This window comes from Thermus sp. NMX2.A1 (assembly GCF_000511705.1).
GTDB lineage: Bacteria > Deinococcota > Deinococci > Deinococcales > Thermaceae > Thermus > Thermus scotoductus.
In genome coordinates, this window is the sequence record NZ_ATNI01000074.1 from 125,733 (window position 1) to 147,688 (window position 21,956).

At 65.8% G+C, this 21,956-nt stretch carries 27 protein-coding genes and 2 pseudogenes; 17 read left to right on the forward strand and 12 right to left on the reverse strand.

Annotation, left to right across the window (positions count from 1 at the left end):
- Window positions 1-32 precede the first annotated feature (32 nt).
- The 3 genes from TNMX_RS08495 to TNMX_RS08505 are packed head-to-tail and all read left to right on the forward strand — an operon-like array spanning window position 33 to window position 1,940.
- Window positions 33-632: a phosphoribosylanthranilate isomerase gene (locus TNMX_RS08495; RefSeq protein WP_156919444.1), complete on the forward strand. Its 600-nt coding sequence runs from the start codon at window positions 33-35 to the stop codon at window positions 630-632.
- 20 nt (window positions 633-652) lie between these two features.
- Entirely contained in the window at window positions 653-1,447 is a 795-nt protein-coding gene (locus tag TNMX_RS08500) for an inositol monophosphatase family protein (RefSeq protein ID WP_126178575.1), read from the forward strand.
- Between the two features lie 13 nt (window positions 1,448-1,460).
- Entirely contained in the window at window positions 1,461-1,940 is a 480-nt protein-coding gene (locus tag TNMX_RS08505) for a flavin reductase family protein (RefSeq protein WP_028493492.1), read from the forward strand.
- Here TNMX_RS08505 and TNMX_RS08510 read toward each other — a convergent pair.
- Window positions 1,937-2,323, reverse strand: coding sequence for a Mov34/MPN/PAD-1 family protein (locus TNMX_RS08510; RefSeq protein WP_019550842.1), 387 nt, complete (start codon window positions 2,321-2,323; stop codon window positions 1,937-1,939). The two genes, TNMX_RS08505 and TNMX_RS08510, sit on opposite strands and share 4 nt — an antisense overlap.
- 47 nt (window positions 2,324-2,370) lie before the next feature.
- On the opposite strand from TNMX_RS08510, the gene TNMX_RS08515 reads away from it, so the two are divergent.
- The 6 genes and pseudogenes from TNMX_RS08515 to TNMX_RS08540 all read left to right on the forward strand — a co-directional run bounded on the left by TNMX_RS08515 (window position 2,371) and on the right by TNMX_RS08540 (window position 10,542).
- The gene (locus TNMX_RS08515) at window positions 2,371-4,371 is read left to right on the forward strand and encodes an elongation factor G (RefSeq protein ID WP_038031226.1); all 2,001 of its coding nucleotides are present in this window, start codon (window positions 2,371-2,373) and stop codon (window positions 4,369-4,371) included.
- 12 nt (window positions 4,372-4,383) lie between these two features.
- Window positions 4,384-5,292 (forward strand): MoxR family ATPase, encoded by a 909-nt coding sequence (locus TNMX_RS08520; RefSeq protein ID WP_038031229.1) that lies wholly within the window; start codon window positions 4,384-4,386, stop codon window positions 5,290-5,292.
- Between the two features lie 14 nt (window positions 5,293-5,306).
- Window positions 5,307-7,707 (forward strand): annotated as a pseudogene (gene ppsA / locus TNMX_RS08525) (phosphoenolpyruvate synthase).
- 25 nt (window positions 7,708-7,732) lie between these two features.
- The gene (locus TNMX_RS08530; protein ID WP_038031231.1) at window positions 7,733-8,350 is read left to right on the forward strand and encodes a hemolysin III family protein; all 618 of its coding nucleotides are present in this window, start codon (window positions 7,733-7,735) and stop codon (window positions 8,348-8,350) included.
- 33 nt (window positions 8,351-8,383) lie between these two features.
- Window positions 8,384-9,058, forward strand: coding sequence for a response regulator transcription factor (locus TNMX_RS08535; protein WP_015718029.1), 675 nt, complete (start codon window positions 8,384-8,386; stop codon window positions 9,056-9,058).
- A 77-nt stretch (window positions 9,059-9,135) separates the two neighbouring features.
- Complete coding sequence (locus TNMX_RS08540; protein WP_038031234.1) at window positions 9,136-10,542, forward strand: cell wall metabolism sensor histidine kinase WalK; 1,407 nt, start codon at window positions 9,136-9,138, stop codon at window positions 10,540-10,542.
- On the opposite strand, the gene TNMX_RS08545 is transcribed toward TNMX_RS08540, so the two are convergent.
- The 10 genes from TNMX_RS08545 to TNMX_RS08590 all read right to left on the reverse strand — a co-directional run bounded on the left by TNMX_RS08545 (window position 10,496) and on the right by TNMX_RS08590 (window position 16,116).
- Window positions 10,496-10,867, reverse strand: coding sequence for a DUF2089 domain-containing protein (locus TNMX_RS08545; protein ID WP_038031236.1), 372 nt, complete (start codon window positions 10,865-10,867; stop codon window positions 10,496-10,498). The two genes, TNMX_RS08540 and TNMX_RS08545, sit on opposite strands and share 47 nt — an antisense overlap.
- Complete coding sequence (locus TNMX_RS08550) at window positions 10,861-11,133, reverse strand: hypothetical protein (RefSeq protein ID WP_038031238.1); 273 nt, start codon at window positions 11,131-11,133, stop codon at window positions 10,861-10,863. Before TNMX_RS08550 ends, TNMX_RS08545 begins: the two co-directional genes overlap by 7 nt.
- On the reverse strand, window positions 11,130-11,501 hold the full coding sequence (locus TNMX_RS08555; protein ID WP_038031241.1) for a hypothetical protein: 372 nt from the start codon (window positions 11,499-11,501) through the stop codon (window positions 11,130-11,132). Before TNMX_RS08555 ends, TNMX_RS08550 begins: the two co-directional genes overlap by 4 nt.
- 1 nt (window position 11,502) lies before the next feature.
- Window positions 11,503-12,192 carry a hypothetical protein gene (locus TNMX_RS12405; RefSeq protein WP_052037968.1) on the reverse strand — a complete coding sequence of 230 codons (690 nt, stop codon included), beginning with the start codon at window positions 12,190-12,192 and terminating at the stop codon, window positions 11,503-11,505.
- Window positions 12,182-12,379: a hypothetical protein gene (locus TNMX_RS08565; protein ID WP_038031244.1), complete on the reverse strand. Its 198-nt coding sequence runs from the start codon at window positions 12,377-12,379 to the stop codon at window positions 12,182-12,184. Before TNMX_RS08565 ends, TNMX_RS12405 begins: the two co-directional genes overlap by 11 nt.
- A gap of 66 nt (window positions 12,380-12,445) precedes the next feature.
- Window positions 12,446-13,198 carry a cytochrome c biogenesis protein CcsA gene (gene ccsA, locus TNMX_RS08570; protein WP_015718036.1) on the reverse strand — a complete coding sequence of 251 codons (753 nt, stop codon included), beginning with the start codon at window positions 13,196-13,198 and terminating at the stop codon, window positions 12,446-12,448.
- Window positions 13,195-14,373, reverse strand: a complete 1,179-nt coding sequence (gene hemA, locus TNMX_RS08575) for a glutamyl-tRNA reductase (protein ID WP_038031247.1) — start codon at window positions 14,371-14,373, stop codon at window positions 13,195-13,197. Before hemA ends, ccsA begins: the two co-directional genes overlap by 4 nt.
- Before the next feature lie 75 nt (window positions 14,374-14,448).
- Window positions 14,449-15,123 (reverse strand): uroporphyrinogen-III synthase, encoded by a 675-nt coding sequence (locus tag TNMX_RS08580; RefSeq protein ID WP_038031249.1) that lies wholly within the window; start codon window positions 15,121-15,123, stop codon window positions 14,449-14,451.
- On the reverse strand, window positions 15,095-15,460 hold the full coding sequence (locus TNMX_RS08585) for a carboxymuconolactone decarboxylase family protein (RefSeq protein WP_015718039.1): 366 nt from the start codon (window positions 15,458-15,460) through the stop codon (window positions 15,095-15,097). The genes TNMX_RS08580 and TNMX_RS08585 overlap by 29 nt, the downstream gene beginning before the upstream one ends.
- Window positions 15,457-16,116, reverse strand: coding sequence for an HAD family hydrolase (locus TNMX_RS08590; RefSeq protein ID WP_038031252.1), 660 nt, complete (start codon window positions 16,114-16,116; stop codon window positions 15,457-15,459). The genes TNMX_RS08585 and TNMX_RS08590 overlap by 4 nt, the downstream gene beginning before the upstream one ends.
- 84 nt (window positions 16,117-16,200) lie before the next feature.
- Between TNMX_RS08590 and TNMX_RS08595 the strand changes: the two genes are divergently transcribed.
- Genes TNMX_RS08595 through purB form a run of 3 tightly spaced genes read left to right on the forward strand, consistent with a single transcriptional unit; the run spans window position 16,201 to window position 18,659 of the window.
- On the forward strand, window positions 16,201-16,761 hold the full coding sequence (locus tag TNMX_RS08595) for a YceI family protein (protein WP_015718041.1): 561 nt from the start codon (window positions 16,201-16,203) through the stop codon (window positions 16,759-16,761).
- A complete protein-coding gene (locus TNMX_RS08600; RefSeq protein ID WP_038031255.1) occupies window positions 16,758-17,336 on the forward strand; it encodes an intradiol ring-cleavage dioxygenase in 579 nt (192 codons plus the stop codon). Before TNMX_RS08595 ends, TNMX_RS08600 begins: the two co-directional genes overlap by 4 nt.
- Window positions 17,337-17,348: 12 nt before the next feature.
- The gene (purB, locus tag TNMX_RS08605) at window positions 17,349-18,659 is read left to right on the forward strand and encodes an adenylosuccinate lyase (RefSeq protein WP_038031257.1); all 1,311 of its coding nucleotides are present in this window, start codon (window positions 17,349-17,351) and stop codon (window positions 18,657-18,659) included.
- Between the two features lie 11 nt (window positions 18,660-18,670).
- Here purB and TNMX_RS08610 read toward each other — a convergent pair whose 3' ends face one another.
- Complete coding sequence (locus tag TNMX_RS08610) at window positions 18,671-19,234, reverse strand: Uma2 family endonuclease (protein ID WP_026329014.1); 564 nt, start codon at window positions 19,232-19,234, stop codon at window positions 18,671-18,673.
- 73 nt (window positions 19,235-19,307) lie between these two features.
- Here TNMX_RS08610 and purC point away from each other — a divergent pair, with 73 nt between their 5' ends.
- The 5 genes and pseudogenes from purC to TNMX_RS08635 all read left to right on the forward strand — a co-directional run.
- The gene (gene purC / locus TNMX_RS08615) at window positions 19,308-20,003 is read left to right on the forward strand and encodes a phosphoribosylaminoimidazolesuccinocarboxamide synthase (protein WP_038031259.1); all 696 of its coding nucleotides are present in this window, start codon (window positions 19,308-19,310) and stop codon (window positions 20,001-20,003) included.
- 2 nt (window positions 20,004-20,005) lie between these two features.
- On the forward strand, window positions 20,006-20,260 hold the full coding sequence (gene purS, locus TNMX_RS08620; RefSeq protein WP_038031261.1) for a phosphoribosylformylglycinamidine synthase subunit PurS: 255 nt from the start codon (window positions 20,006-20,008) through the stop codon (window positions 20,258-20,260).
- Window positions 20,257-20,940: a phosphoribosylformylglycinamidine synthase subunit PurQ gene (purQ, locus tag TNMX_RS08625; RefSeq protein WP_038031263.1), complete on the forward strand. Its 684-nt coding sequence runs from the start codon at window positions 20,257-20,259 to the stop codon at window positions 20,938-20,940. The genes purS and purQ overlap by 4 nt, the downstream gene beginning before the upstream one ends.
- A complete protein-coding gene (locus TNMX_RS08630; protein ID WP_038031265.1) occupies window positions 20,937-21,650 on the forward strand; it encodes an HAD family hydrolase in 714 nt (237 codons plus the stop codon). Before purQ ends, TNMX_RS08630 begins: the two co-directional genes overlap by 4 nt.
- A pseudogene (locus tag TNMX_RS08635) lies at window positions 21,650-21,956 on the forward strand (phosphoribosylformylglycinamidine synthase II); the annotation flags it as partial. The gene TNMX_RS08630 and the pseudogene TNMX_RS08635, both read left to right, overlap by 1 nt.

A 21,956-nucleotide genomic window follows, 5' to 3' on the forward strand; every position in this document is an offset into this window, starting at 1 on the left:
CAGGAGGACAAAGGGAGGAGGGTTCTCCCTTGATCCGCATCAAGATCTGCGGCATCACCCGGCTGGAGGACGCCCTTCTGGCGGAAGCCCTGGGGACCTTCGCCGTGGGATTCGTCTTTGCTCCGGGCTCCAGAAGGCGGGTGGACCTCGAGGTGGCCCGGACCATCTCGGAGGCTTTGGGCCCCTTTGTGGTTCGGGTGGGGGTCTTCCAGAACCAAGGCCCCGAGGAGGTGCTGAGGCTTGCGGAACAGGCCAGGCTCCAGGTGGTCCAGCTGCATGGCCAGGAGCCTCCGGAGTGGGCAGAGGCCATCGGCAAGCACTTTCCCGTCGTCAAGGCCTTTCCCCTAACCGGTCCTGCGGATCCCGGCTGGGCCCAGTACCCCGCAGGCACCCTTCTGCTGGATAGCAAGGCTCCAGGAAGCGGCCAAACCTACCCCAGGGACTGGGCCAAACCCCTTTTGCAAACGGGAAAGCGCATCATCCTGGCGGGTGGGATAACCCCCGAAAACCTGGAGGAGGTTCTGGCCCTGAGGCCCTACGCCATAGATCTGGCAAGCGGAGTGGAACGGGCCCCTGGGGTGAAGGACGAAGCTAAGCTAAGGCTACTTTTTGCCAAAGCCAAAGGTCTTTAAGCCCGGCGTATGATGGAAAGGTGATTGGCAGGGAGCACCCTTACTTCCCTTATCTGGAAACCATGCTGGAAGCTGCCCGTCTGGCCAAGGGCATCCACGGCTACTACCTGGAAAAAGGCTTCACCCACGGCACCAAGTCCGGCCCCACCGACCTGGTTACCCAGGCGGACCGGGAGTCGGAGGAAGCCATCAAGGAACTTCTCCTCTCCCGCTTCCCCGAGGCGGGCTTCTTGGGGGAAGAGGGGGGAAGCGAGGGGGGCAAGGCCCTCCGCTTCATCGTGGACCCCCTGGACGGCACCGTGAACTACGCCCATGGCTTTCCCTTCTATGGGGTTTCCCTTGCCCTCGAGGTGGAAGGGAAGGTCCAGGTGGGGGTAGTGCTGGACACCAGCCGGGACGAGGCCTTTTACGCGGTACGGGGGGAAGGCGCCTTCCTAAACGGCCGGCCCATCCGGGTCACGGAACGGAAGGAGCTTTTGGGAAGCCTCCTCGCCACGGGGTTTCCCTACGATGTGGCCAAGGACCCGGAAAACCTCACCTACTTTCACCGGGCCCTGTCCAGGGGACTCCTGGTGCGCCGGCCGGGGGCGGCGGCCTTGGACCTGGTGTATGTGGCCGCCGGGAGGCTGGAGGGCTTCTGGGAGGTGAAGCTGAACCCCTGGGACGTGGCCGCAGGCTGGCTCATCGTGGAGGAGGCGGGGGGCAAGGTCACCGACCTGGAAGGAAGGCCCTACCGCCTTGGGCACCGCTACATCGTGGCCACCAACGGCCACATCCATGAGGCCCTCATCCAGACCCTCCTGGCCCAGGGCTAGAATGGAAACCGGTATGGACCTCGAGGTCAAGAAGAAAGTCCTGCGGAGCTTCACCTATGGCCTTTACATCCTGACGGCCAGGGACGGGGAGGACTACGCCGCCGGCACCGTGAACTGGGTGACCCAGGCCTCCTTCACCCCTCCCCTCGTCGCCCTGGGGGTTAAGCGGGATAGCCGCCTGCATGAGCTTATCCAGCGCACGGGCAGGCTGGCCCTCATGACCCTGGCCCAGGACCAGAAGCAGATCGCCCAGGACTTCTTCAAACCCACGGTGCGGGAAGGGAGCACCCTGAACGGCCATCCCTTTGAACCCTCCCCCACCTTTGGCCTTCCCCTCCTCACCGAGCTTCCCTACTGGCTCGAGGCCGAGGTGCGCCACATCTACGAGGGCGGGGACCACAGCGTGGTGGTGGCTGAGGTGGTGGAGGCCGGGGTGAGGCAGGAGGCCAAGCCCCTCATCATGTGGGACACGGGCTGGTTCTACGGGGGCTAGGGCAGCAAGGCCACGGGTACCTCCAGCCCTTCCGGTAGAAGGAAAGCCCTGACCCCATCGGTGCCGAAGATGACATAGGGCACCCGCCAGCGGGCCTCGCGGATATCGGTGGGGCTGGGGAAGGCAGGCCCCCGAGGATGGGAGTGGTAGATGGCCAGGAGGGCTAGACCCTCCCTTTCCATCTCCTTTAGGGCCCGAAGCAGGGCCAAGGGCTCGGCCAGATATCCCACCAGAGGCTCGGGATGGGCGTTGGGCAGGGGAATCACCCTCTCCACCTCCCGCCTCCCCGCCCAAAGCCCCACCCCTTCCCTGGGCGCCTCCTTTTGGAGGTGGGTGCGGGTTTCCTCCAGAAGCCTCCTGGGCACGTAGAGCACTTGGGACAATCGCCCCCTCCTTAGGCCTATACTATGGGCACCAAGAAGGAGGGAAGATGATCCCAGGAACCTCTCCCATCCGAACCGTGGCCCTGGTGGGCCATGCGGGAAGCGGCAAAACCACCTTGACCGAGGCCCTGCTTTTCCGAACCGGGGCCAAGGAACGCATGGGCCGGGTGGAGGACGGCACCACCACCACCGACTACACCCCCGAGGCCAAGCTCCACCGCACCACGGTGCGCACCGGGGTGGCCCCCCTGAAGTACAAGGACCACCGCATCTTCCTCCTGGACGCCCCCGGCTACGGGGATTTCGTGGGGGAGATCAGGGGGGCTTTGGAGGCCGCCGACGCCGCCTTGGTGGCCGTATCCGCGGAAAACGGGGTGCAGGTGGGCACGGAAAGGGCCTGGACCGTGGCCGAGCGGCTTGCCCTTCCCCGCATGGTGGTGGTCACCAAGCTGGACAAGGGCGGGGACTACTACGCCCTTCTGGAGGACCTCCGGGCCACCCTGGGGCACATCCTGCCCATCGACCTGCCCCTTTACCAAAGCGGGCGCTGGGTGGGGCTCATCGACGTCTTCCACGGCAAGGCTTACCGGTACGAGAACGGGCAGGAGGTGGAGGTCCCCGTGCCCGAGGAGGAGCGGGAGCGGGCCGAGCGCTTCCGCCAGGAGGTCCTCGAGGCCATCGTGGAAACCGACGAAGCCCTTCTGGAAAAGTACCTGGAGGGGGAAGAGGTGACCGGGGAGGCCCTGGAAAAAGCCTTCCACGAGGCGGTGCGCCAGGGCCTCCTCTATCCCGTGGCCCTGGCCTCGGGCACGGAAGGCATCGGGGTCCTGCCCCTCTTGGACCTGATCCTGGAGGCCCTCCCTTCCCCGGAGGAACGCTTTGGGGAAGGCCCCGCCCTGGCCAAGGTCTTCAAGGTGCAAGTGGACCCCTTCATGGGCCAGGTGGCCTACGTGCGCCTTTACCGGGGTAGGCTGAAGCCAGGGGATACCCTCCAAAGCGAAGCGGGCGCCATCCGCCTACCCCACCTCTACGTGCCCATGGGCAAGGACCTCCTGGAGGTGGAGGAGGCGGAAGGAGGGTATATCCTGGGCGTGCCCAAGGCGGAAAACCTCCACCGGGGCATGGTGCTATGGCAGGGGGAACGGCCGGAAAGCGAGGCGGTACCCTTCGCCCGCCTGCCCGAGCCCAACGTGCCCGTGGCCATCCGGCCCAAGGGCAGGACCGACGAGGCCAAGCTGGGGGAGGCCCTGAGGAAGCTTCTGGAGGAGGACCCAAGCCTCAAGCTGGAGCGCCAGGAGGAGACGGGGGAGTTCCTGCTTTGGGGACACGGGGAGCTTCACCTCACCACCGCCAAGGAGCGCCTGGCCGACTACGGGGTGGAGGTGGAGTTCTCCGTGCCCAAGGTCCCCTACCGGGAAACCATCCGCAAGGTGGCCGAGGGGCAGGGCAAGTACAAGAAGCAGACCGGGGGGCACGGCCAGTACGGGGATGTGTGGCTGAGGCTGGAACCCGCCCCCGAGTACAGCTTTGAATGGCGCATCACCGGGGGGGTGATCCCCAGCAAGTACCAGGAGGCCATTGAGGAGGGGATCCTCGAGGCGGCCAAAAAGGGGGTCCTGGCGGGCTACCCGGTGATGGGCTTCAAGGCCATCGTCTATAACGGCTCCTACCACGAGGTGGACTCCTCGGATCTCGCCTTCCAGATCGCCGCCAGCATGGCCTTCAAGAAGGTGATGGAGCTGGCAAGCCCGGTTCTTCTGGAGCCCATCTACCAGATCAAGGTGATCGCCCCGCAGGAGCGGGTGGGGGATATCCTCTCCGACCTCCAGGCAAGGCGGGGACGCATCCTGGGCATGGAGCAGGAAGGGGCCCTGGCGGCGGTGCGGGCCGAGGTGCCCCTGGCGGAGGTTTTGGAGTACTACAAGGCCCTGCCCAGCCTCACCGGGGGGGCAGGGGCCTACACCCTGGAGTTCAGCCACTACGCGGAGGTGCCCCCCCACCTGGCGCAGAAGATCGTGCAGGAGCGCAGGAGCGCCGAGGAAACCTAAGCCTTGGAGGCCATGGCGGAAACCCCCCTTCAAGCGCTTGCCCGGCTCCGGGAGGCCCTGCAGGAAGTCCTCTTCGGCCAGGAGGAGGCCATAGAGGCCCTCCTGGCCACCCTGCTGGCCCGGGGGCACGCCCTTTTGGAAGGCGTTCCGGGCTTGGGAAAGACCCTCCTGGCGGAAAGCTTCGCCAAGGGAAGCGGCCTGAGCTACAAGCGCATCCAGTTCACCCCCGACCTCCTGCCCCAGGACCTCACGGGAAGCGAGGTGTTCCGGGAGGGGCGGTTTGAGTTCGTGAAAGGTCCCCTCTTCGCCCAGGTGGTCCTGGCGGACGAGATCAACCGGGCCCCGCCCAAGGTGCAGTCGGCCCTCCTCGAGGCCATGCAGGAACGGGCGGTGACCGCAGGAGGGGTGCGCTACCCCCTGCCCGAGCCCTTCTTCGTGGTGGCCACGCAAAACCCTTTAGAGCTTGAGGGCACCTACCCTCTCCCAGAGGCCCAGCTGGACCGCTTCACCGCCAAAATCCCCTTCCGCCCCCCCAGGCGGGAGGTGTGGCTCAGGATCCTCACGGAGGAACCCCGGATTCCCGAACCCCTGGGGGTGGACTTCCCCAAGGCCCAGGAGGAGGTGCGGGGGGTCAGGGTGGCCAGGGAGGCCCTCGAGACCATCACCCACGTGGCCTTTCTCACCCAGGAGGACCGGCGCCTGCGCATGGGCCTCTCCCCCCGGGGGGCCAAGGCCTGGCTGGCCCTGGCCCGGGCCCTGGCCTACCTCAGGACCAAGCCCCTGGTGGACTGGAAGGAGCTTAGGGACGCAGCCTTCCTGGCCCTTCCCCATCGGCTTTTCCTCACGGAGGAGGCCCTTTACGAAGGGGAAAGCGCCGAGGGAATCCTGAAGGAGCTTCTCAGGAAGGGGGGCATCCCCTAGGAAGGAGGCAGGGTATGCGCTGGATCCGGTTTTTTCACGAGGTGGGCCTGGAGGATGTGCCTTTGGTGGGGGGTAAGAACGCTTCTCTCGGGGAGATGATCCGGGAGCTAAGCCCCCTGGGGGTGAAGGTGCCCGGGGGGTTTGCCACCACCAGCGAGGCCTACTGGTATTTCCTCACGGCCAACGGCCTCAAGGAGGCCATCGCCCAGGAGCTTAAGGACCTGGACCCCGATGACCCCATCCTCCTGGCCCGGGCAAGCCGCCGCCTGAGAAACCTGATCCTGAAGGGGGAATATCCCGAGGACCTGGAGGAGGAAATCCGCCAGGCCTACCGAACGCTTTCCCAGGAAGCCGGGGAGGAAGCCCTCCCTGTGGCCGTGCGCAGCAGCGCCACCGCCGAGGACCTCCCCACCGCCAGCTTCGCCGGGCAACAGGAAAGCTACCTCTATGTGCAAGGGGAGGAGGAACTCCTCCTCCATGTGAAGCGGGCCATGGCCAGCCTCTTCACCGCCCGGGCCATCAGCTACCGGGCCCACATGGGCTTTGACCACCTGAAGGTGGCCCTCTCCGTGGGGGTGCAGCGCATGGTGCGGGCGGACACCGCCACAAGCGGGGTGGTCTTCACCCTGGACCCCGACACCGGCCACCGCGGCTTCGTCTACATCACCGCCCGCCATCTACGGCCTGGGGGAGAACATCGTCCAGGGGAGGGTGGGACCCGACGCCTACTACGTGCACAAGGAAACCCTCAAAGCCGGCTACCGGGCCCTTGTCCACAAGAAACTGGGCCCCAAGGAGCTTACCCTGGCCTTTGACCCCAGGGAGGGCCGGCTGAGAAACCGTCCCACCCCCCCTTATCTCCGGAACCAGTTCGCCCTTTCCGAGGATGAGGCCCTCCTCCTGGCCGACTGGTCCATCCGGATTGAGGAGCATTACAGCGGGAAGCGGGGAACTCCCACCCCCATGGACATCGAGTGGGCCAAGGACGGGCCCACGGGGGAGCTTTTCATCCTGCAGGCCCGGCCCGAGACCGTGCACTCCCAGAAGGCCCCGGTGCTCCGCATCCACCGCCTTTTGGAAAGGGGCGAGGTCCTGGCCGAGGGCCTGGCGGTGGGGGAAGCCATCGCCACGGGAAGGGCCCGGGTGCTTAAGGATCCCAAGGAGATGGATCGCTTCCAGGAGGGTGAGGTCCTGGTCACGGAAACCACCAACCCCGACTGGGAGCCCATCATGAAGCGGGCAGCGGCCATCGTCACCGAACGGGGTGGGCGCACCTCCCACGCCGCCATCGTGGCCCGGGAGCTGGGGGTACCGGCGGTGGTGGGGGCGGTGGGGGCCACCCGGCTCATTCCCGAGGGGGAAGAGGTCACGGTCTCCTGCGCTGAGGGGGAGGTGGGGCGCGTCTACCGCGGGGCCCTGGCCTTTGAGGTGGAGGAGGTGCGCCCGGAAACCCTCCCCAGGACTCGCACCCGGATCCTGGTCAACGTGGGTACCCCGGAGGAGGCCCTAAGGGTAAGCCTCCTACCCACGGACGGGGTGGGGCTATTGCGCATGGAGTTCGTCTTCGCCAGCCACGTGCGCATCCACCCCCTGGCCCTAACCCGCTTCGAAACCCTGCCCGAAAAGGTACGGCGCCAGGTGGAGGAGCTCACCGAGGCCTACCCCGACAAAAGGGCCTACTTCGTGGATACCCTGGCCCAGGGGATCGGCCTCATCGCCGCGGCCTTTTACCCCAGGCCCGTCCTCCTCCGCTTCTCCGACTTCAAGACCAACGAGTACGCCCGCCTCGTCGGGGGGCACCTCTTTGAGCCCAAGGAGGAAAACCCCATGCTGGGCTGGCGGGGGGCGAGCCGCTACTACCACCCCGACTACAAGGAGGGCTTCCTCCTCGAGGTGGCGGCGGTCAAGAAGGTGCGGGAGGAGATGGGCCTCAAGAACCTCATGGTGATGGTGCCCTTCTGCCGCACCCCCGAGGAGGGGGCCAGGGTTTTGGAGGTGATGGCGGAGGGAGGCTTGAGACGGGGAGAGGAGGGCCTCGAGGTCTACGTGATGGCGGAGATCCCCTCCAATGTCCTCGAGGCTGAGGCCTTCGCCGAGCTCTTTGACGGGTTTTCCATCGGCTCCAACGACCTCACCCAGCTGGCTTTAGGCCTGGACCGGGATTCGGAACGGGTGGCCTGGCTCTTCGACGAAAGGCGGGAAACCGTCAAACTCCTCTCGGCCATGCTCATAGAAAAGGCCCACGCCAAAGGGAAAAAGGTGGGCATCTGCGGCCAGGCCCCTTCCGACTACCCCGAGTTCGCCGCCTTCTTGGTGGCCAAGGGCATCGACTCCCTAAGCCTCAACCCCGACGCCCTCCTGCGCACGGTGAAGAAGGTGGCGGAGATCGAAGCCGCCCTGGGCCCTGGCGCCTGAAGCCCAGGCCAGGGTACGCTGGGGCATGGTCCGTGAACCCTTTAACGCCCTAAGCCATGCCCTGGGGGTGCCCCTAGCCCTTTTGGGAAGCGCCTTCCTCCTTCTCCTCGCCCCCAGGGAGGTCTGGCCCGCTCTCCTCATCTTCGGGCTCACCATGGCCTTCATGTTCGGTGCCAGCACCCTTTACCACGCCCTGCGGGTGGGGGATCGAGCCCTGGCCTGGCTCAGGCGGCTGGACCATGCGGCCATCTTCCTCTTCATCGCCGGAAGCTACACCCCCTTTCTGGTGGAGGGCCTTCAGGAAAGCTGGAAACCCTTCGCCCTGGGCCTGGTGTGGAGCCTGGCCCTCCTGGGGGTGGGCTTCCGCCTCTTCTTCCTCAGGGCACCCCGGTGGCTCTACACCCTGGCCTACCTGGCCCTGGGTTGGCTTTCCGTCTTCTTTCTCCCCAAGCTCCACCTGCCCCTTCCCACCTTCGGCCTCATGGCCCTCTCCGGGGCCTTCTACACCCTGGGAGCCTGGGTGTATGCGAGAAAGAAGCCGGACCCCTGGCCGGAGAAAGTGGGGTTTCACGGCCTGTGGCATCTCCTGGTCCTCGTGGGAAGCCTTTTTATGTACCTGGCGGTTCTAAGCCTGTACACCTAGCTTTCTCATGAGAAAGTGAGTATCCTGGAGGGTATGGAACCTCCCCTCATCCTGATCGTGGAGGACGAAAAGGACATCGCCCGCTTCATCGAGCTGGAACTGCAAGCCGAGGGCTACCGCACCGAGGTGGCCTACGACGGCATCACCGGCCTTTCCCGCTTCCGGGAGGTGAACCCCAACCTGGTGATCCTGGACCTGATGCTTCCCGTCATGGACGGGATCGAGGTGGCCAAGCGCATCCGCAAGACCTCCAACGTGCCCATCCTCATCCTCACCGCCAAGGACCGCATCGAGGACAAGGTGGAGGGCCTGGACGCCGGAGCCGACGACTACCTGGTGAAGCCCTTTTCCATAGAGGAGCTCCTGGCCCGGGTGCGGGCCCACCTGCGCCGGGTAAGCCCCGCCATTACCGGGGAGATCAGGGTGGCGGACCTCATCATCAACCTCGAGGGCCGGGAGGTTTTCCGAAGCGGGCGGCGCATCGAGCTTTCCAACAAGGAGTTCGAGCTCCTGGAACTTCTCGCCAAGAACCCCGGGAAGGTCTTCAGCCGCTACGAGATTGAGGAAAAGGTCTGGCCCGGCTACCAGGGGGGAAGCAACGTGGTGGACGTCTACATCGGCTACCTGCGCAAGAAGCTGGAGGCCGCGGGGGAAAGGCGTCTCATCCACACGGTGCGGGGCGTGGGGTACGTGCTCCGTGAGGATTGACGCATCCCTCCCATGCCCCACCTTGAAGCAGCCCTAAGGGCCTCCTCGCCGGGGTCCCAAAGCCAGGGCAGGGCGGTATGACCCTGCGCTCCCGCATCACCCTCCTCACCGCAGGCCTCCTCCTGGTAACCCTTTTGGTGCTGGGGCTGGCCCTGGAAGGCCTCTTGCGGGGCTTCCTCTACCGCTCCCTGCGCCAGGAGCTTCTGGAGGCCAGCAACCAGGTGGTCCGCCTCCTGAACCTGGGCGGCCAGGCCCTCCTGGAGGCCGGGCTTCCCGCAAGCCTCTATGCGGAGCTCCAGCTTCTTCCCGAGGAAAACCCCGCCCTTCTGGCCCGGGAAGGAGGGATCAGCCTGCAGAAAAGCCCCGCCTTAGGAAGCCAGCGCCTTCTCCTAAAGGAGGCGGACTACCACACCCTTCTGGAGCGGGGCGAGGCCTGGGCCTACGCCGAGCTGCCGCGGGAAGGACCCCCCTTAAAGCTTCTGGTCTACGCCCGCCGGGTGGAGGTCAACCTGGGGGGAACCGTGTGGCAGGGAGCCCTTTTGGTGGGGAAGCCCGTGGAAAGCCTGGAGAGCACCCTCTCCCAGTTCGCCCGCATCTATGCGGGTACGGCGCTTCTCGTGCTCCTCCTCTCCATCCTCCTGGCCAGGAACCTGGTGGCCCGGGCCCTGGAGCCGCTGGAATGGGTGGCCCGGCGGGCCGAGGCCATCACCACCCGCCCCGAACCCCTGCCCGAACCCGAGGGGCGGGACGAGGTGGCCACCCTGGTGCGGGCCTTAAACGGCATGCTTTCCCGGATGCAGCAGGCCTTCCTGGCCCAGACCCGCTTCCTCCAGGATGCCTCCCACGAGCTCAGAACCCCCATCACCGCCATTCTGGGCCACGTGGGCTTCCTGCTGCGCCGCACTCCCCTCACCGAGGCCCAGCGGGAGAGCCTCGAGGTGGTGAAGCGGGAAGCGGAGCGCATGGGGAAGCTGGTGTCGGACCTTCTGGAGCTCTCCCAAACCGGTTCCTGGCGCATGGAACCGGCCCCTGTCCGCATCCAAGACCTCCTGGAGGAGGTGAAGGAGGAGTTCGCCAAGAGCTTTGAGGGGGAGATTGAGGTGGAGGCTTCCCCGGAGCTTTGGGTGCAAGGCGACCCGGACCGGCTCCACCAGGTCCTGGCCAACCTCCTCTCCAACGCCATCAAAGCGGGGGCCCGGCACATCTGGCTCAGGGCCTTTGACCTGGGGGAGAAAGTGGTGGTGCGGGTGGAAGACGACGGGGAAGGCATCCCCAAGGAGCACCTTCCCCACCTTTTCGAGCGCTTCTACCGGGTGGACAAGGCCCGGGACCGGGAGCGGGGGGGGTCGGGGCTGGGCCTCGCCATCGTGAAGGCCATCCTCGAGGCCCACGGGGGGGAGATCTGGGTGGAAAGCGAGGTGGGCAAGGGAACGGCCTTCAGCTTCTCCCTTCCTTCAGCCGCGCCACCGCCTCCTCCACGCTGATCTCCCCCCGGCGCAAAGCCTCCAACACCTCAAGCCTGTCTTCCCCTTCCTCTGCGGCCTCGTAGCCCAGGGCCTTGAGGAGAGCGTCCAGCCGCGCCCGCACCGTGGGGTAGGAAACCCCTAGGATCCTCTCCACCTCCTTCAGGTTGCCCCGGGCCTTCACGAAAAGCCGCAGGAAGTCCAGGTGGTCCTTGGAAAGGAGGGCGAACTCGTTCAGCTGGAAGCGGCCGTGCACCTCGGTGCCGCAAGAAGGGCAAAAGAGGGCCTTCACCGCCAAAGGAGCCTCGCAGGCCGGGCACCGCACGGGAACGGGTTTCATCACCATAGCCCCACCTTGATTTCTACTCCCTCCGCCTCCACCTCCAGCAGGGTTAAAGGCGGCAACACCCTAAAGGTCCAAAGGGCACCAAGAGGCAAGGGAATAGGCGCTCCTCCCCGGAAAAGGGCCCGGGTTTTCCACACCCAGAGGGCGAGGAGCAAACCCCACTCCAGGGCGCAAAGGGGAAGGGGGAGGACCAGGGGCAGGGGGAAAGGCCCCCGCACCCGAAGGTAGAGGAACCTGGGGCGCAAAGGGGGCCAAGCTGGCCTCACACCACCTCCACCAGCACCTGCACCGGATTGCCCCCCTCCTCCGCCTCGATCTCCACCAGTTTCCCCTCGGGCACCCCCTCCCGCACCAGGCGCAAGAGGTCCTTCAAATGTACCCCCCGGTCCTCCAGGGTGAGCTTGGCCTCTTCGGGCAGGAACTTCTCCAGAAGCTCCGCCAAGGCCAGGGGAAGGTTCACGTGGACCCGAACCGGCTTCCCCTTGTCGTGGGCCTGGATCCGCACCCTGAGGAGCCTGGCAGGGGCCTGCGCCCTGGGCCTGGGTTCCTCCACCGCCTCAAGTAGGGCCAAGGCTTCCTCTACCCCAATCTCCCCGGAACGCACCATCTCCAGAATACGCCGTTTTTCCTCCATCTTATGCCTCCAGTTCCAGATTCCCCATGGCCACCCTGGCCCTGAGCTTGGCCTTCCCCTCTCCCAAGGACCAGCGCCGCCCGCCAGGGGCCGCCACCTGCCGCCAAGGTCCCGCCACCTCGAGGCCCCCCAGGCGCACCTGGGCCTCCACCTCCAGGTCCGAACCCGGCAGAAAGCGGAGCTCGGCGTTGCCCGCCCGCACCTCCAGGCGGTGCTCTCCATCCCGAAGGAAAAGGCCTGCTTCCAGGTTGCCTCCCGAAAGGGCCAGGTCCAGGCCCAAAAGCCCATCCCCTTCCAGGTTGGCCCCTAGGGCCCGGCCCTTGAGGACCACCCCGGCAAGCTCCACGTGGCTTCCCTTGGCCAAAAGCAAAACCTCGGCCCCCTCGGGAACCCTAAGCCTCCCCTCGCCCAGGGAAACCCGATAGACCGGGAGCCCGCCCTCCAGGACTACCCCTCCACCCTCCGCCTCCAGCCCCTCCAACCCCGCCACCCCCACCACCTCGAGGCTGGCCCCGAACGCCTGCACCTGAACCCGAAACCCCTGGGGGTCAAAGACCTGGGAGGCCTCCACAGGAGGCCTTTCCCCACCAGCCAAGTCCCTTCCCTCCAGCACGGAAAGAAGCTCCAGGGCCTCCTCCGGGGTAAGGACCCCTTCCCTTACCATCTCCAAAATGCGCCGCTTATCCTCCATAGGAAACCTCCCCAAGCTCCGCCGGAGCCTCCGGGGCAAGCCTCTGGGCCCACCGCAAAAGAACCCGGGCCAGCCTCAGACGCCAGGGAGAACGAAGGGGCCTAAGGAGCCTCTCCCGCTCCGCCTCCAAAAGGAGCTCCTCGTGCCTCCTCTTCCCCACCCCCGGGTCCCACCATGGGCTCCACATCCTTCACCTCCTTGTGAAGGATTATAAACCCGTTGTTCCCAATCTGTCAAGTTGAGGTTTCCATATCTAAAACCCCAGGCCCGAAGGATGGCGGGAACCCAGGAAAGGAGCGCCGATGAAGGCGAAGAGCAAAAGGGCATAGGCCAGCAGGAGCAGGGCCATGCGCGGGTAGCCCTGAAGCCGCTCCTCGAGGAGGAAGTAAAGGGTGAGGCCCAGCCAGCCCAGGAGCACGGAGATCTCCTTGGGATCCAGGGCCAAAGGGCTACCGAAATACCCCCAGGCCCAGGCCATGCCGCTGGTCAGGCCCAAGGTGGTGGCCAGGTACCCCACCCGAAGGTAGCCCTGCTCCAGCCGCCTCAGGCTCCAAAGGGGGGCGGAAAGCAGGGCTTTTTCCGGCACCGACCTTAGGCGCAGGTCCTGCATGGCGCACATCACCCCTGCCCCCACCCCCACCGCCAGGGCCAGGTAGGCCACCAGGAAGGCCCCGGCGTGCACCAGGGTAAGGAGGAGGGGCAGGCTTCCCCCCGGATGGGGCAGGGCCTTGAGGGCAAAGAGGCCAAGGAGCATGGCCAGGAGAACCAGGTAGCGGCGGAGAGGGGTAAGCCTCGGCCGAAGCAAGAGGCTCTCCCCCCGCAAGGCCAAAAGCCCCCCCAGGACCAAGGCGGGCTGGGCCGGACCTGAGAAAAACCCCTTGGCGAAGGCATCGGCCAAGGCGGCCCCCAGGTACAGAAAGGCCCCGAGGAAAAGCCCTCGAGGCCAGAACAACCCCACCGCCAGGAGGAGAACCCCCACCAGGGCCAGCAGGGAAACCGCGGTCATAGCCGTGGGGGACGGAAGGCCAGAAGCGGGCACTCCCCAGGGCAGGGAGGACCCTGGAGGAACTCCTGGGTCCGGGCCTTTACGGCCAGAATCCAGGGGTGGGCCCTACGCCCCGCCTCCTTGTGCCAGGTAAGGGGATCGGCCTCCGGGTACTCCCGCACCACCTCCTTATAGGCCAGGCCCTTCAGGGCCCGTATGGCCTCCCGCACCCGGTGGCCCGCATACCACTCCAGGTAGTCCCCAATGGCTCCCTCTATGAGGACCTCCACCTTGGGCACCTCGCCCTGGCGGGCCTTTAGGTTCTTCTCCACCACCCGCTTTAGGTCGTCCAGGTTGTACAGGTAGGCCTGGGGCAGGCGGCCCACCCGGGGGTCGATGTTCCGGGGCAGGGCGATGTCGATGAGGAAAAGGGGCTTGGACCGCCTCGGCAGGTCCTCCGGGCGCACCAGGTAATGGGGGCTGGCGGCGGAAGCCACCACCAGGTCCGCCTGGCGCAGGACCTGGGGAAGGGCCTCGAGGCCATAGGCCTCCCCTGCAAACCGCTCCGCCAGGGCCCTGGCCCTCTCCACCGTGCGGTTCACCACCAAAACCCGGTCCACTCCCTGGGCCTTCAGGTGGGTAAGAAAGAGCTCCGCCATTTCCCCCGCCCCCAAAACCGCCACGGCAAGGCCCGTGAGGTCCCCGTACACCGCCAGGGCCAGGTCCAAGGCCGCGTAGGCCACGCTCACCGCTCCCGCCCCGATGCCGGTTTCGCTCCGAGCCCGCTTGCCGAGGGCGATGGCGGACTGGAAGGCCTTCTCCAATAGGCTTTCCGTGGCCCCATATTTCCGGGCCAGGAAGAGGGCCTCCCGCACCTGCCCCAGGATCTGCGCCTCCCCCATCACCAAGGAGTCCAGGCCCGCCGCCACCCGAAAGAGGTGCCGCAGGGCCTCTATTCCCTCCTTCTGGTAGAGGTGGTGGGCCTCCACCCCCCGCGCAAGGAGGAGGGCTTTGGCCTCCTTAGGGCTTCCCACCCCGTAGATTTCCGTGCGGTTGCAGGTGGAAAGCACCACCGCCCTGCCCAGGGTGCGCAGAGCCGCCGGCAGGGCCACCGCTGGGTCCAGGGCCGCCCGCTCCCGCACCTCCACGGGGGCGGTCTTGTGGGAAAGGCCCACCAGGTAAAGGGGCAGGGCCATAGTCTTTCGACAGTATACGCCACCCGGGTAGGGACAAGAATCCCCCTTCTTAGGGATTAACCCTTAACCGAAGCCCTATGAGAGCGCCCGAAGTATGGCCTGGAAAAGCCCTTCCAGGCCCGGCTCCGCCGCCTCCCACACGGCAAAGCCCAGCCGCCTGGCCTCTTCCCCCGTGCTGGGGCCGATGCAGGCCGCCTTGGGCCTCCTAGGGGTCTTTAAGGCGTAGGCCCTGGCGGCGCTTGGGCTGAAGAAGGCCACCACCTGGGCCCTTTCCAAAAGAGCCAGCTCCTCTGGGGAAAGCTCCCTCTCCCGGGTAGCGTACACCTCCACTCGCTCCACCGCCACCCCCCGGGCCCCGAGGCCTTCCTCCAAATCCTTCCCCGCCAGATCCCCCGCCACAAAGAGCACCCTTTGGGCTGGGGGAAAGGCCGCCGCCAGGTCCTTGGCCGTGGCCCGGGGAGGGACGAAAGCAGGGGATAGGCCCCCCTGGCGCAGCACCTCCCCCGTCCCTTCCCCCACCGCCGCCACCTTGAGAAGGGGCCTTCCCGCCTTTTCCCAGGCCCAAAGAAGCCTCTTAGCCCCCTCTTTGGAGGTGACCGCCACCCAGTCCGCCTGGAGAAGTCTTCCGGGAAGGACCTCGAGGCCCGGCAGGTCCACCTGCTCCAAAAGGGCCACCTCCGCCGCCTCAATCCCCAAGGCGCGGAGCCGGTCCAATAGCCCCTTATCCTTCCCGCGGGTCAGCAGGACCACGGCCTTTAAGGACCTTGTGAAAGAGCTTCATGGCGGCCAAGGCCCGGGGGAAGCCCAGGAAAAGAGCGGACTGCAGGATGGTTTCCCGCACCTCCTCCTCGGTGGCGCCTACCCGTAAAGCCCCCTCCAGATGGGTGGCCAGCTCCTTGGGGCTACCCAGGGCGATCAGGGCGGTGATGGCCAGGAGTTCCCGGGTTTTGAGGTCCAGCCCTGGCCGGGCCAGGACCTCCTCGTAGGCGAAGTCCCGGATGTAGCGGAAAAGATCCTCGTCCACCTCCTTCAGGCTTGCCTCAATGGCCCCTTGCTTCTCCCCCCAGATGGCCTGCCGCACGCTCATGGCAGGTAGTCTAACACCCCCTCCAGCCGGTGGAGGGCCTGGGGGTTCTCCCCCAGGGGGTCAAAGAGGAGGGGTTTAACCCCAGCCCCCTTGGCCCCGACCCAATCGGCCTCCGAATCCCCCACGTGCACCGCCTCCTCGGGAGCCACGCCCAGGGCCTCGAGGGCCTCCTGGAAAAGCCTGGGGTCGGGCTTGGCCACCCCGGAAAGGGCGCTCACCGAAAGGTGCTGGAAGTAGGGCCTTAAGCCCACCACCTCCAGGATCTCCGGCAGGGTGGCATCCCAGTTGGACACCACCGCCAGAGCATAGCCCCGCTCCTTCAGGGCCTGTAAGGTGGCCTCGGCCCCGGGCACCACGGGCCAGAACCGGGGGTTCCTCCAGTTTTCCACCAGCTCCCGGCTCAGGGCCTCGGCGTGCTCCTCGAGGCCCATCCCCGTAAAGAGCCTCCGGTGGAACTCCCGCCAAAGCCCCAGGGCGGTTTCCAGATCCCGGGCCTCTAGATGATGGTCCTCATAGAAGCGAAAAGCCGCCAAGGCCGCCGCCTTGGGATCCCTCTTGGGCTTAAGGCCCCGTTCCTCCAAAAAAGGCAGGAGCCAAAACCGGGGGCTTGCCAGGATCAGGGTGTTGCCCACGTCAAAGAGCACCGCCCGGGTCATGAACCCAGTGTATACCCTGGCTTCTCTAACGGGTGTCTAACCTCCACCTGCTATGGTTTTTATAGCAAAAGGAGGTGGTAAGGCATGCGATGGCTTGTATGGACCCTGGTATTGCTGGTTCCCAGCCTGGCCCAGAGCTTTGAGGTGGTTTCCGGGGAAGCCCGCTACCGGGTGCGGGAACAGCTGGTCCAGATCGGTATCACGGACGCCGTGGGCACCACCCAGGCGGTGAAGGGGCAGGTGGCCCTCCAGGGCACCAGGGCCACGGGGGAGTTCGTGGTGGACCTGAGGGAACTCCGAAGCGACCAGCAGCGGCGGGATAACTACCTCAGGCAAAACACCTTGCAAACGGACCGCTTCCCCACCGCCACCTTCCGGCCCAAGGAGGTGAAGGGCCTTCCCAGCCCCCTGCCCCAAAGGGGCAAGTTCCCCGTGCAGGTGGTGGGGGACCTCACCATCCGGGACGTGACCCAGGAGGTGGTGTGGGAGGGGGAGGCGGAATTTGCGGGGGAAGAGGTGAAGGTTCGGCTTAAGACCGAGTTCCCCTTCGAACGGTTCCAGCTGACCCAGCCCCGGGTGCCCATCCTCCTCAGCGTGGAAAACCGCATCCGGCTGGAGGTGGACCTCAGCTTGAGGCGAAAATGAAACGGCGCACCCTGTTAGGGCTTCTCCTCTCCCTTCCCCTGGCGCGGGCCCAGTGCCCGCCCACCCCGGCCCTCACGGAAGGTCCCTACTACCTTAGGGAGGTACCCCGGCGGAGGGACCTGAGGGAAGGGCTTCCCGGAATCCCCCTTCGGCTTACCCTCCGGGTGCAGGACCGCACCTGCCAGCCCCTTGGGGGCGTGCGGGTGGACCTCTGGCACACGGATGCCCTGGGGCGCTACTCGGGGGTGAACGCCCCCGGGGTCTTCTGCCGGGGCTGGCAGCCCACGGACCACCAGGGCCAGGTGGAGTTTCTCACCCTCTTTCCCGGCTGGTACCCAAGCCGCACCCCCCACCTGCACCTCCGGGTGGAGGCGGGAGGCAGAAGCTTCGCCACCCAGCTTTTCTTCCCCGAGGAAGTCCAGCGCCAGGTCTACGCCCAACCCCCCTACGCGGAAAGGGGGATGCCCCGGATCGGCAACCGCCAGGACATGATCTTCCGGGCCGACCTCCTCCTGGCCCTGAAACCCGAAGGGGAGGGTTATGGGGGAAGTTTCGTCCTTACCCTGCCCTTTTAGTACCCTTAAAGCATGGTCCCCCGTTACCAGACCCCGGAGATGGCCGAGCTATGGTCGGAGGAAAACCGCTACCGCATGTGGGCGTTGGTGGAGGCTTATGCCCTCGAGGCCTGGGAGGCCCTGGGCCAGGTGCCCAAAGGGCTTTCCCAAAGGCTTCTTGCGCACCTAAAGGAGCATCCCCTGGACGCCCGCTTCGCCCAGAGGGTGGCGGAACTGGAGGAGGTCACCCGCCACGACCTGGTGGCCTTCACCCGGGCCCTGGTGGAGTGGACCGGGGACGAGGAGGTGGGGCGCTACCTGCACCTGGGCCTCACCAGCTCGGACATCGTGGACACCGCGCAAAACGCCCTTTTGGTGAGGGCCTTGGACCTGATCCTCGAGGAGCTATCCGGGGTCCAGGAGGAGCTCAAGCGCCTGGCCCTCCGCTACAAGCACACCCCGGCCATCGCCCGCACCCACGGGGTCCACGCCGAGCCCACCAGCTTCGGCCTCCGCTTCCTGAGCTTTTACGCCGCCTTTCAGCGGGACAGGGAACGGCTTGAGCGCGCCCAGAAGACCATCGGGGTGGCCATGCTCTCGGGCTCGGTGGGGAACTACGCCCACATCCCCCCGGAGGTGGAGGCCCACGTGGCCCGGCGGCTTGGCCTTAGTCCAGAACCCCTCTCCACCCAGGTGGTGCCCCGGGACCGGCACGCGGAGGTGCTGGCCGCCCTGGCCATCCTGGGGGGGAACCTGGAGCGGGTGGCGGTGGAGCTTCGCCACCTCCAGCGCACAGAGGTGCTGGAAGCCCAGGAGCCTTTCCGGGAAGGCCAGACGGGAAGCTCCAGCATGCCCCACAAGAAAAACCCCGTGGGTTTGGAAAACCTCACCGGGATGGCCAGGCTCCTTCGGGGATACCTGGGCCCCTCCCTGGAAAACATCGCCCTGTGGCACGAAAGGGACATCTCCCATTCCTCCGTGGAACGGGTCATCCTCCCCGACGCCACCACCGCCAGCCACTACGCCCTTAGGCGGTTAAAGGGCATCCTGGGGGGCCTGGTGGTCTTTGAGGCAAACCTCAAGCGGAACCTGGACCTCACCCGGGGCCTGGTCTACTCCCAGCAGGTGCTGAACGCCCTCATCGCTCAGGGCCTTCCCCGGGACAGGGCCTACGCCATCGTGCAACGCAACGCTCTAAGAAGCTGGGAGGAGGGCCTTAGCTTCGCCCAGCTTTTGGAAGAGGACCCGGAAAACCCCCTCAAGGGGGAAAGGCTTAGGGCCCTTTTTGACCCTGCGCCCTTCCTAAAGCACGTGGACGCCATCTACGCCCGCTTTGGGCTTTGAGGGGAAAACCGTTACCACAAAGGGGCCAGCTGGAGGGCGAAGCCCGGGAGTTCCGGTTCCAGGGAAAGGGTGTCCACACCCTCAAAGCGCTCCGGCTCCTTTCCCGGCCTGTACACCTCCACGGTCCGGGTATAAGGGTCCACCAGCACCCCCAGGCGCGCTCCCTCCTTAAGGTAAAGGGTCATCTTGGCCCTGAGCTCCTCTATCCCTTGCGAGGAGGAGCGCACCTCAAAGACCACGTCCGGGACCAAAGGAGGAAACCCTTCCTTCTCCTCCTCCGACAAAGCCTCCCACCGCTTTTTTCCCACCCAAGAAGCATCCGGGGACAGGATGGCCCCGCCCGGCAGCTTGAACCCCGTGGAGGCGTCAAAGACCACCCCCAGACCCCTTTCCTCGTTCCAGCGGGCCAGCTGATACGCCAGCTGGAGGCTCCGCCGACCACTTTGCCCTCCTGTGGGACTCACCCAAAGCCTCCCCTCCGGCGACCGCTCAAACTGGTAGCCGGGATTGCGCTCCGAAAGCAGCCAAAGCTCCCTTTCCCCGATGGGGCGCAGAAGGTCCAGGGATAGGGCCATACCTTCCTCATTGTGGCACCCTCCGGGCTTAAAATGAAGGCTGGAGGGGACCAAGGTCCCGAAGCGGAGGCACATGGAAAAGCTTTACGAGGGCAAGGCGAAAATCCTTTACCCGGAAGGGACCGATACCCTCAGGGTTTACTTCAAGGACGAGGCCACGGCCTTCAATGCGCAAAAGCGGGGGATCATCCCTGGGAAGGGAGTGGTCAACAACAAGGTCTCGGCAACCCTCTTCCGCTATCTGGAAGCCCACGGGGTGAGAACCCACTTCCTCGAGGAGCTCTCCGACCGGGAAATGCGGGTCCTACGGGTGGAGATCCTCCCCCTGGAGGTCATCCTCCGTTTCAAAGCAGCGGGGAGCTTCGCCAAGCGCTACGGGGTGAAGGAGGGCACCCCCCTAAGGGCTCCCTTGGTGGAGTACTCCCTTAAAAGCGACCCTCTGGGCGACCCCTTGATCTGCCCCGAGGCCATTTTGGCCCTGGGCCTGGCCACGGAGGAGGAGCTTTCCCAGGTGAAGGCCACCACCCTGAAGGTAGGGGAGCTATTGCGGAACTTCTTCGCCCAAAGGGGGCTGGACCTCGTGGACTTCAAGCTGGAGTTCGGCAAAAGGAACGGGGAGATCCTTCTCGCCGACGAGATCTCCCCCGACACCATGCGCCTTTGGGACCAAAAGACGGGAGAGCCCATGGACAAGGACCGCTTCCGCAAGGACCTGGGAGGTGTGGAGGAAGCCTACCAGGAGGTCCTCCGGCGGGTTCTAAGGGGGTAGCCATGCCCAAGTACCAGGCCACCTTGCTCATTGAGCTCAAAGAGGGCATCCTGGACCCCCAGGGCCGGGCGGTGGAAGGGGTTTTGAAGGATCTGGGCCACCCCGTGGATTCGGTGCGGGTGGGGAAGGTCCTCGAGGTGGCCTTCCCCGCGGAAACCCTCCTGGAGGCGGAGGAGAAAGCCAGGGCCATGGGGAAGCTTTTGGCCAACCCGGTGATGGAGGTCTTCACCCTGGAGGCCTTAAAGGAACTCCCATGAAGTGGGCCATCATCCGCTTCCCTGGCTCCAACTGCGACGAGGACGCCCGCTTCGCCTTGGAGAAGGCGGGCTTAAAGGCGGAGTACGTCTGGCATACGGAAACGAGCCTGAAGGGCTTTGACGGGGCCTTCTTGCCCGGGGGCTTCAGCTATGGAGATTACCTGAGGGCCGGGGCCCTGGCGGCCAAAAGCCCGGTGATGGAGGAGGTAAGGCGCTTCGCCCGTGAAGGGCGGCCCGTGATCGGGGTGTGCAACGGCTTCCAGGTGCTCACCGAGGCCGGGATCCTTCCCGGGGCCCTTCTCGCCAACCTGAACCTGCACTTCACCTGCAAGGAAGTGGGGGTAAGGGTGGAGCGCAACGACCCCCCCTTCACCCGCCTCTACCAGAAGGGGCAGGTGCTCCGCCTGCCCATCGCCCACGCCGAGGGCCGCTACTATGCGGACGCCGAAACCCTGGCCCGGCTGGAGGGAGAAGGCCTGGTGGTCTTCCGCTACGCCCCCTTAAAGGGGGAAGCGGACTACAACCCCAACGGGAGCCTCCACGACATCGCCGGCATCACCAACGAGAAGGGCAATGTCCTCGGCATGATGCCCCACCCCGAGCGGGCGGTGGATGAGGTTTTGGGCGGCACGGATGGGCTCCCCTTGTTCCTGGGGCTCTTAGAGGAGGTAACGGGATGAAACCCAAGGCCATCACCTTTGACTTCTGGGGCACCCTCTTCACGGAGGGAAAGGCGTTTTTGGAAAAGGTCATGCCCGCCCGGTACGAGATCCTCCTGGATGCCCTATCCGAGGCCGGGCACCCGGCGGAGGAGCACGAGGTGCGGGAAGCCTACCGCCAGGCGGCCATCGCCTTTGAGGAGGCCTGGAAGGCCGGGGAACACATGTCCGTATACGACCGGGTGGCCCGCATCTTCGCCCTTCTCGGGGCTCCCCATGACCCTGGCCTCATCGCCCTCACCGCCAGGAAGCTGGAGGAAAGCTCCCTGCTGGTGGACCTCGAGGCCCTCCCTGGAGTGGGGGCGCTGAAGGAGCTGGCCAAGAAATACCCCCTGGCCCTGGTTTCCGACACCGGCCTCACCCCGGGCCGTCTCATCCGGGAACACCTGAAGCGGCAGGGGCTGGATGTCTTCCAAGCCTACAGCTTCTCCGACGAAACCGGCTACGTGAAGCCCAAGCCCGAGGCCTTCCGGGTGGCCCTCGAGGCCCTGGGCGTGGCCCCGGAGGAAGCCCTGCACGTGGGCGACCTGCCCCAGACGGACATCAAGGGAGCCTTCGCCACCGGCTACCCCTGGGCGGTGCAGTACGTGGGCCTGAGGGAGGTGAACGGGGAGATCAAGCCCACGGCCAAGATCAAGGACCACCGGGAGCTTCTTCCCCTTCTCCAGTGATGGAAACCCTAGCCCAAGAAATCGGCATTCCGGAAGAGGAGTACCGGGAGATCAGCAAGCGGCTTGGCCGGGAGCCCAACCGGGTGGAGCTTTTCCTCTTCAAGGTGATGTGGAGCGAGCACTGCGCCTACAAGAACTCCCGGCCCCTCCTGAAGCAACTTCCCAAGGAGGGGGAGGCCGTCCTGCAGGGCCCGGGGGAGAACGCCGGCGTGGTGCGCATCGGCGAGGGCTGGGCGGTAGCCTTCAAGATCGAAAGCCACAACCACCCCTCGGCGGTGGAGCCCTTCCAGGGTGCCGCCACCGGGG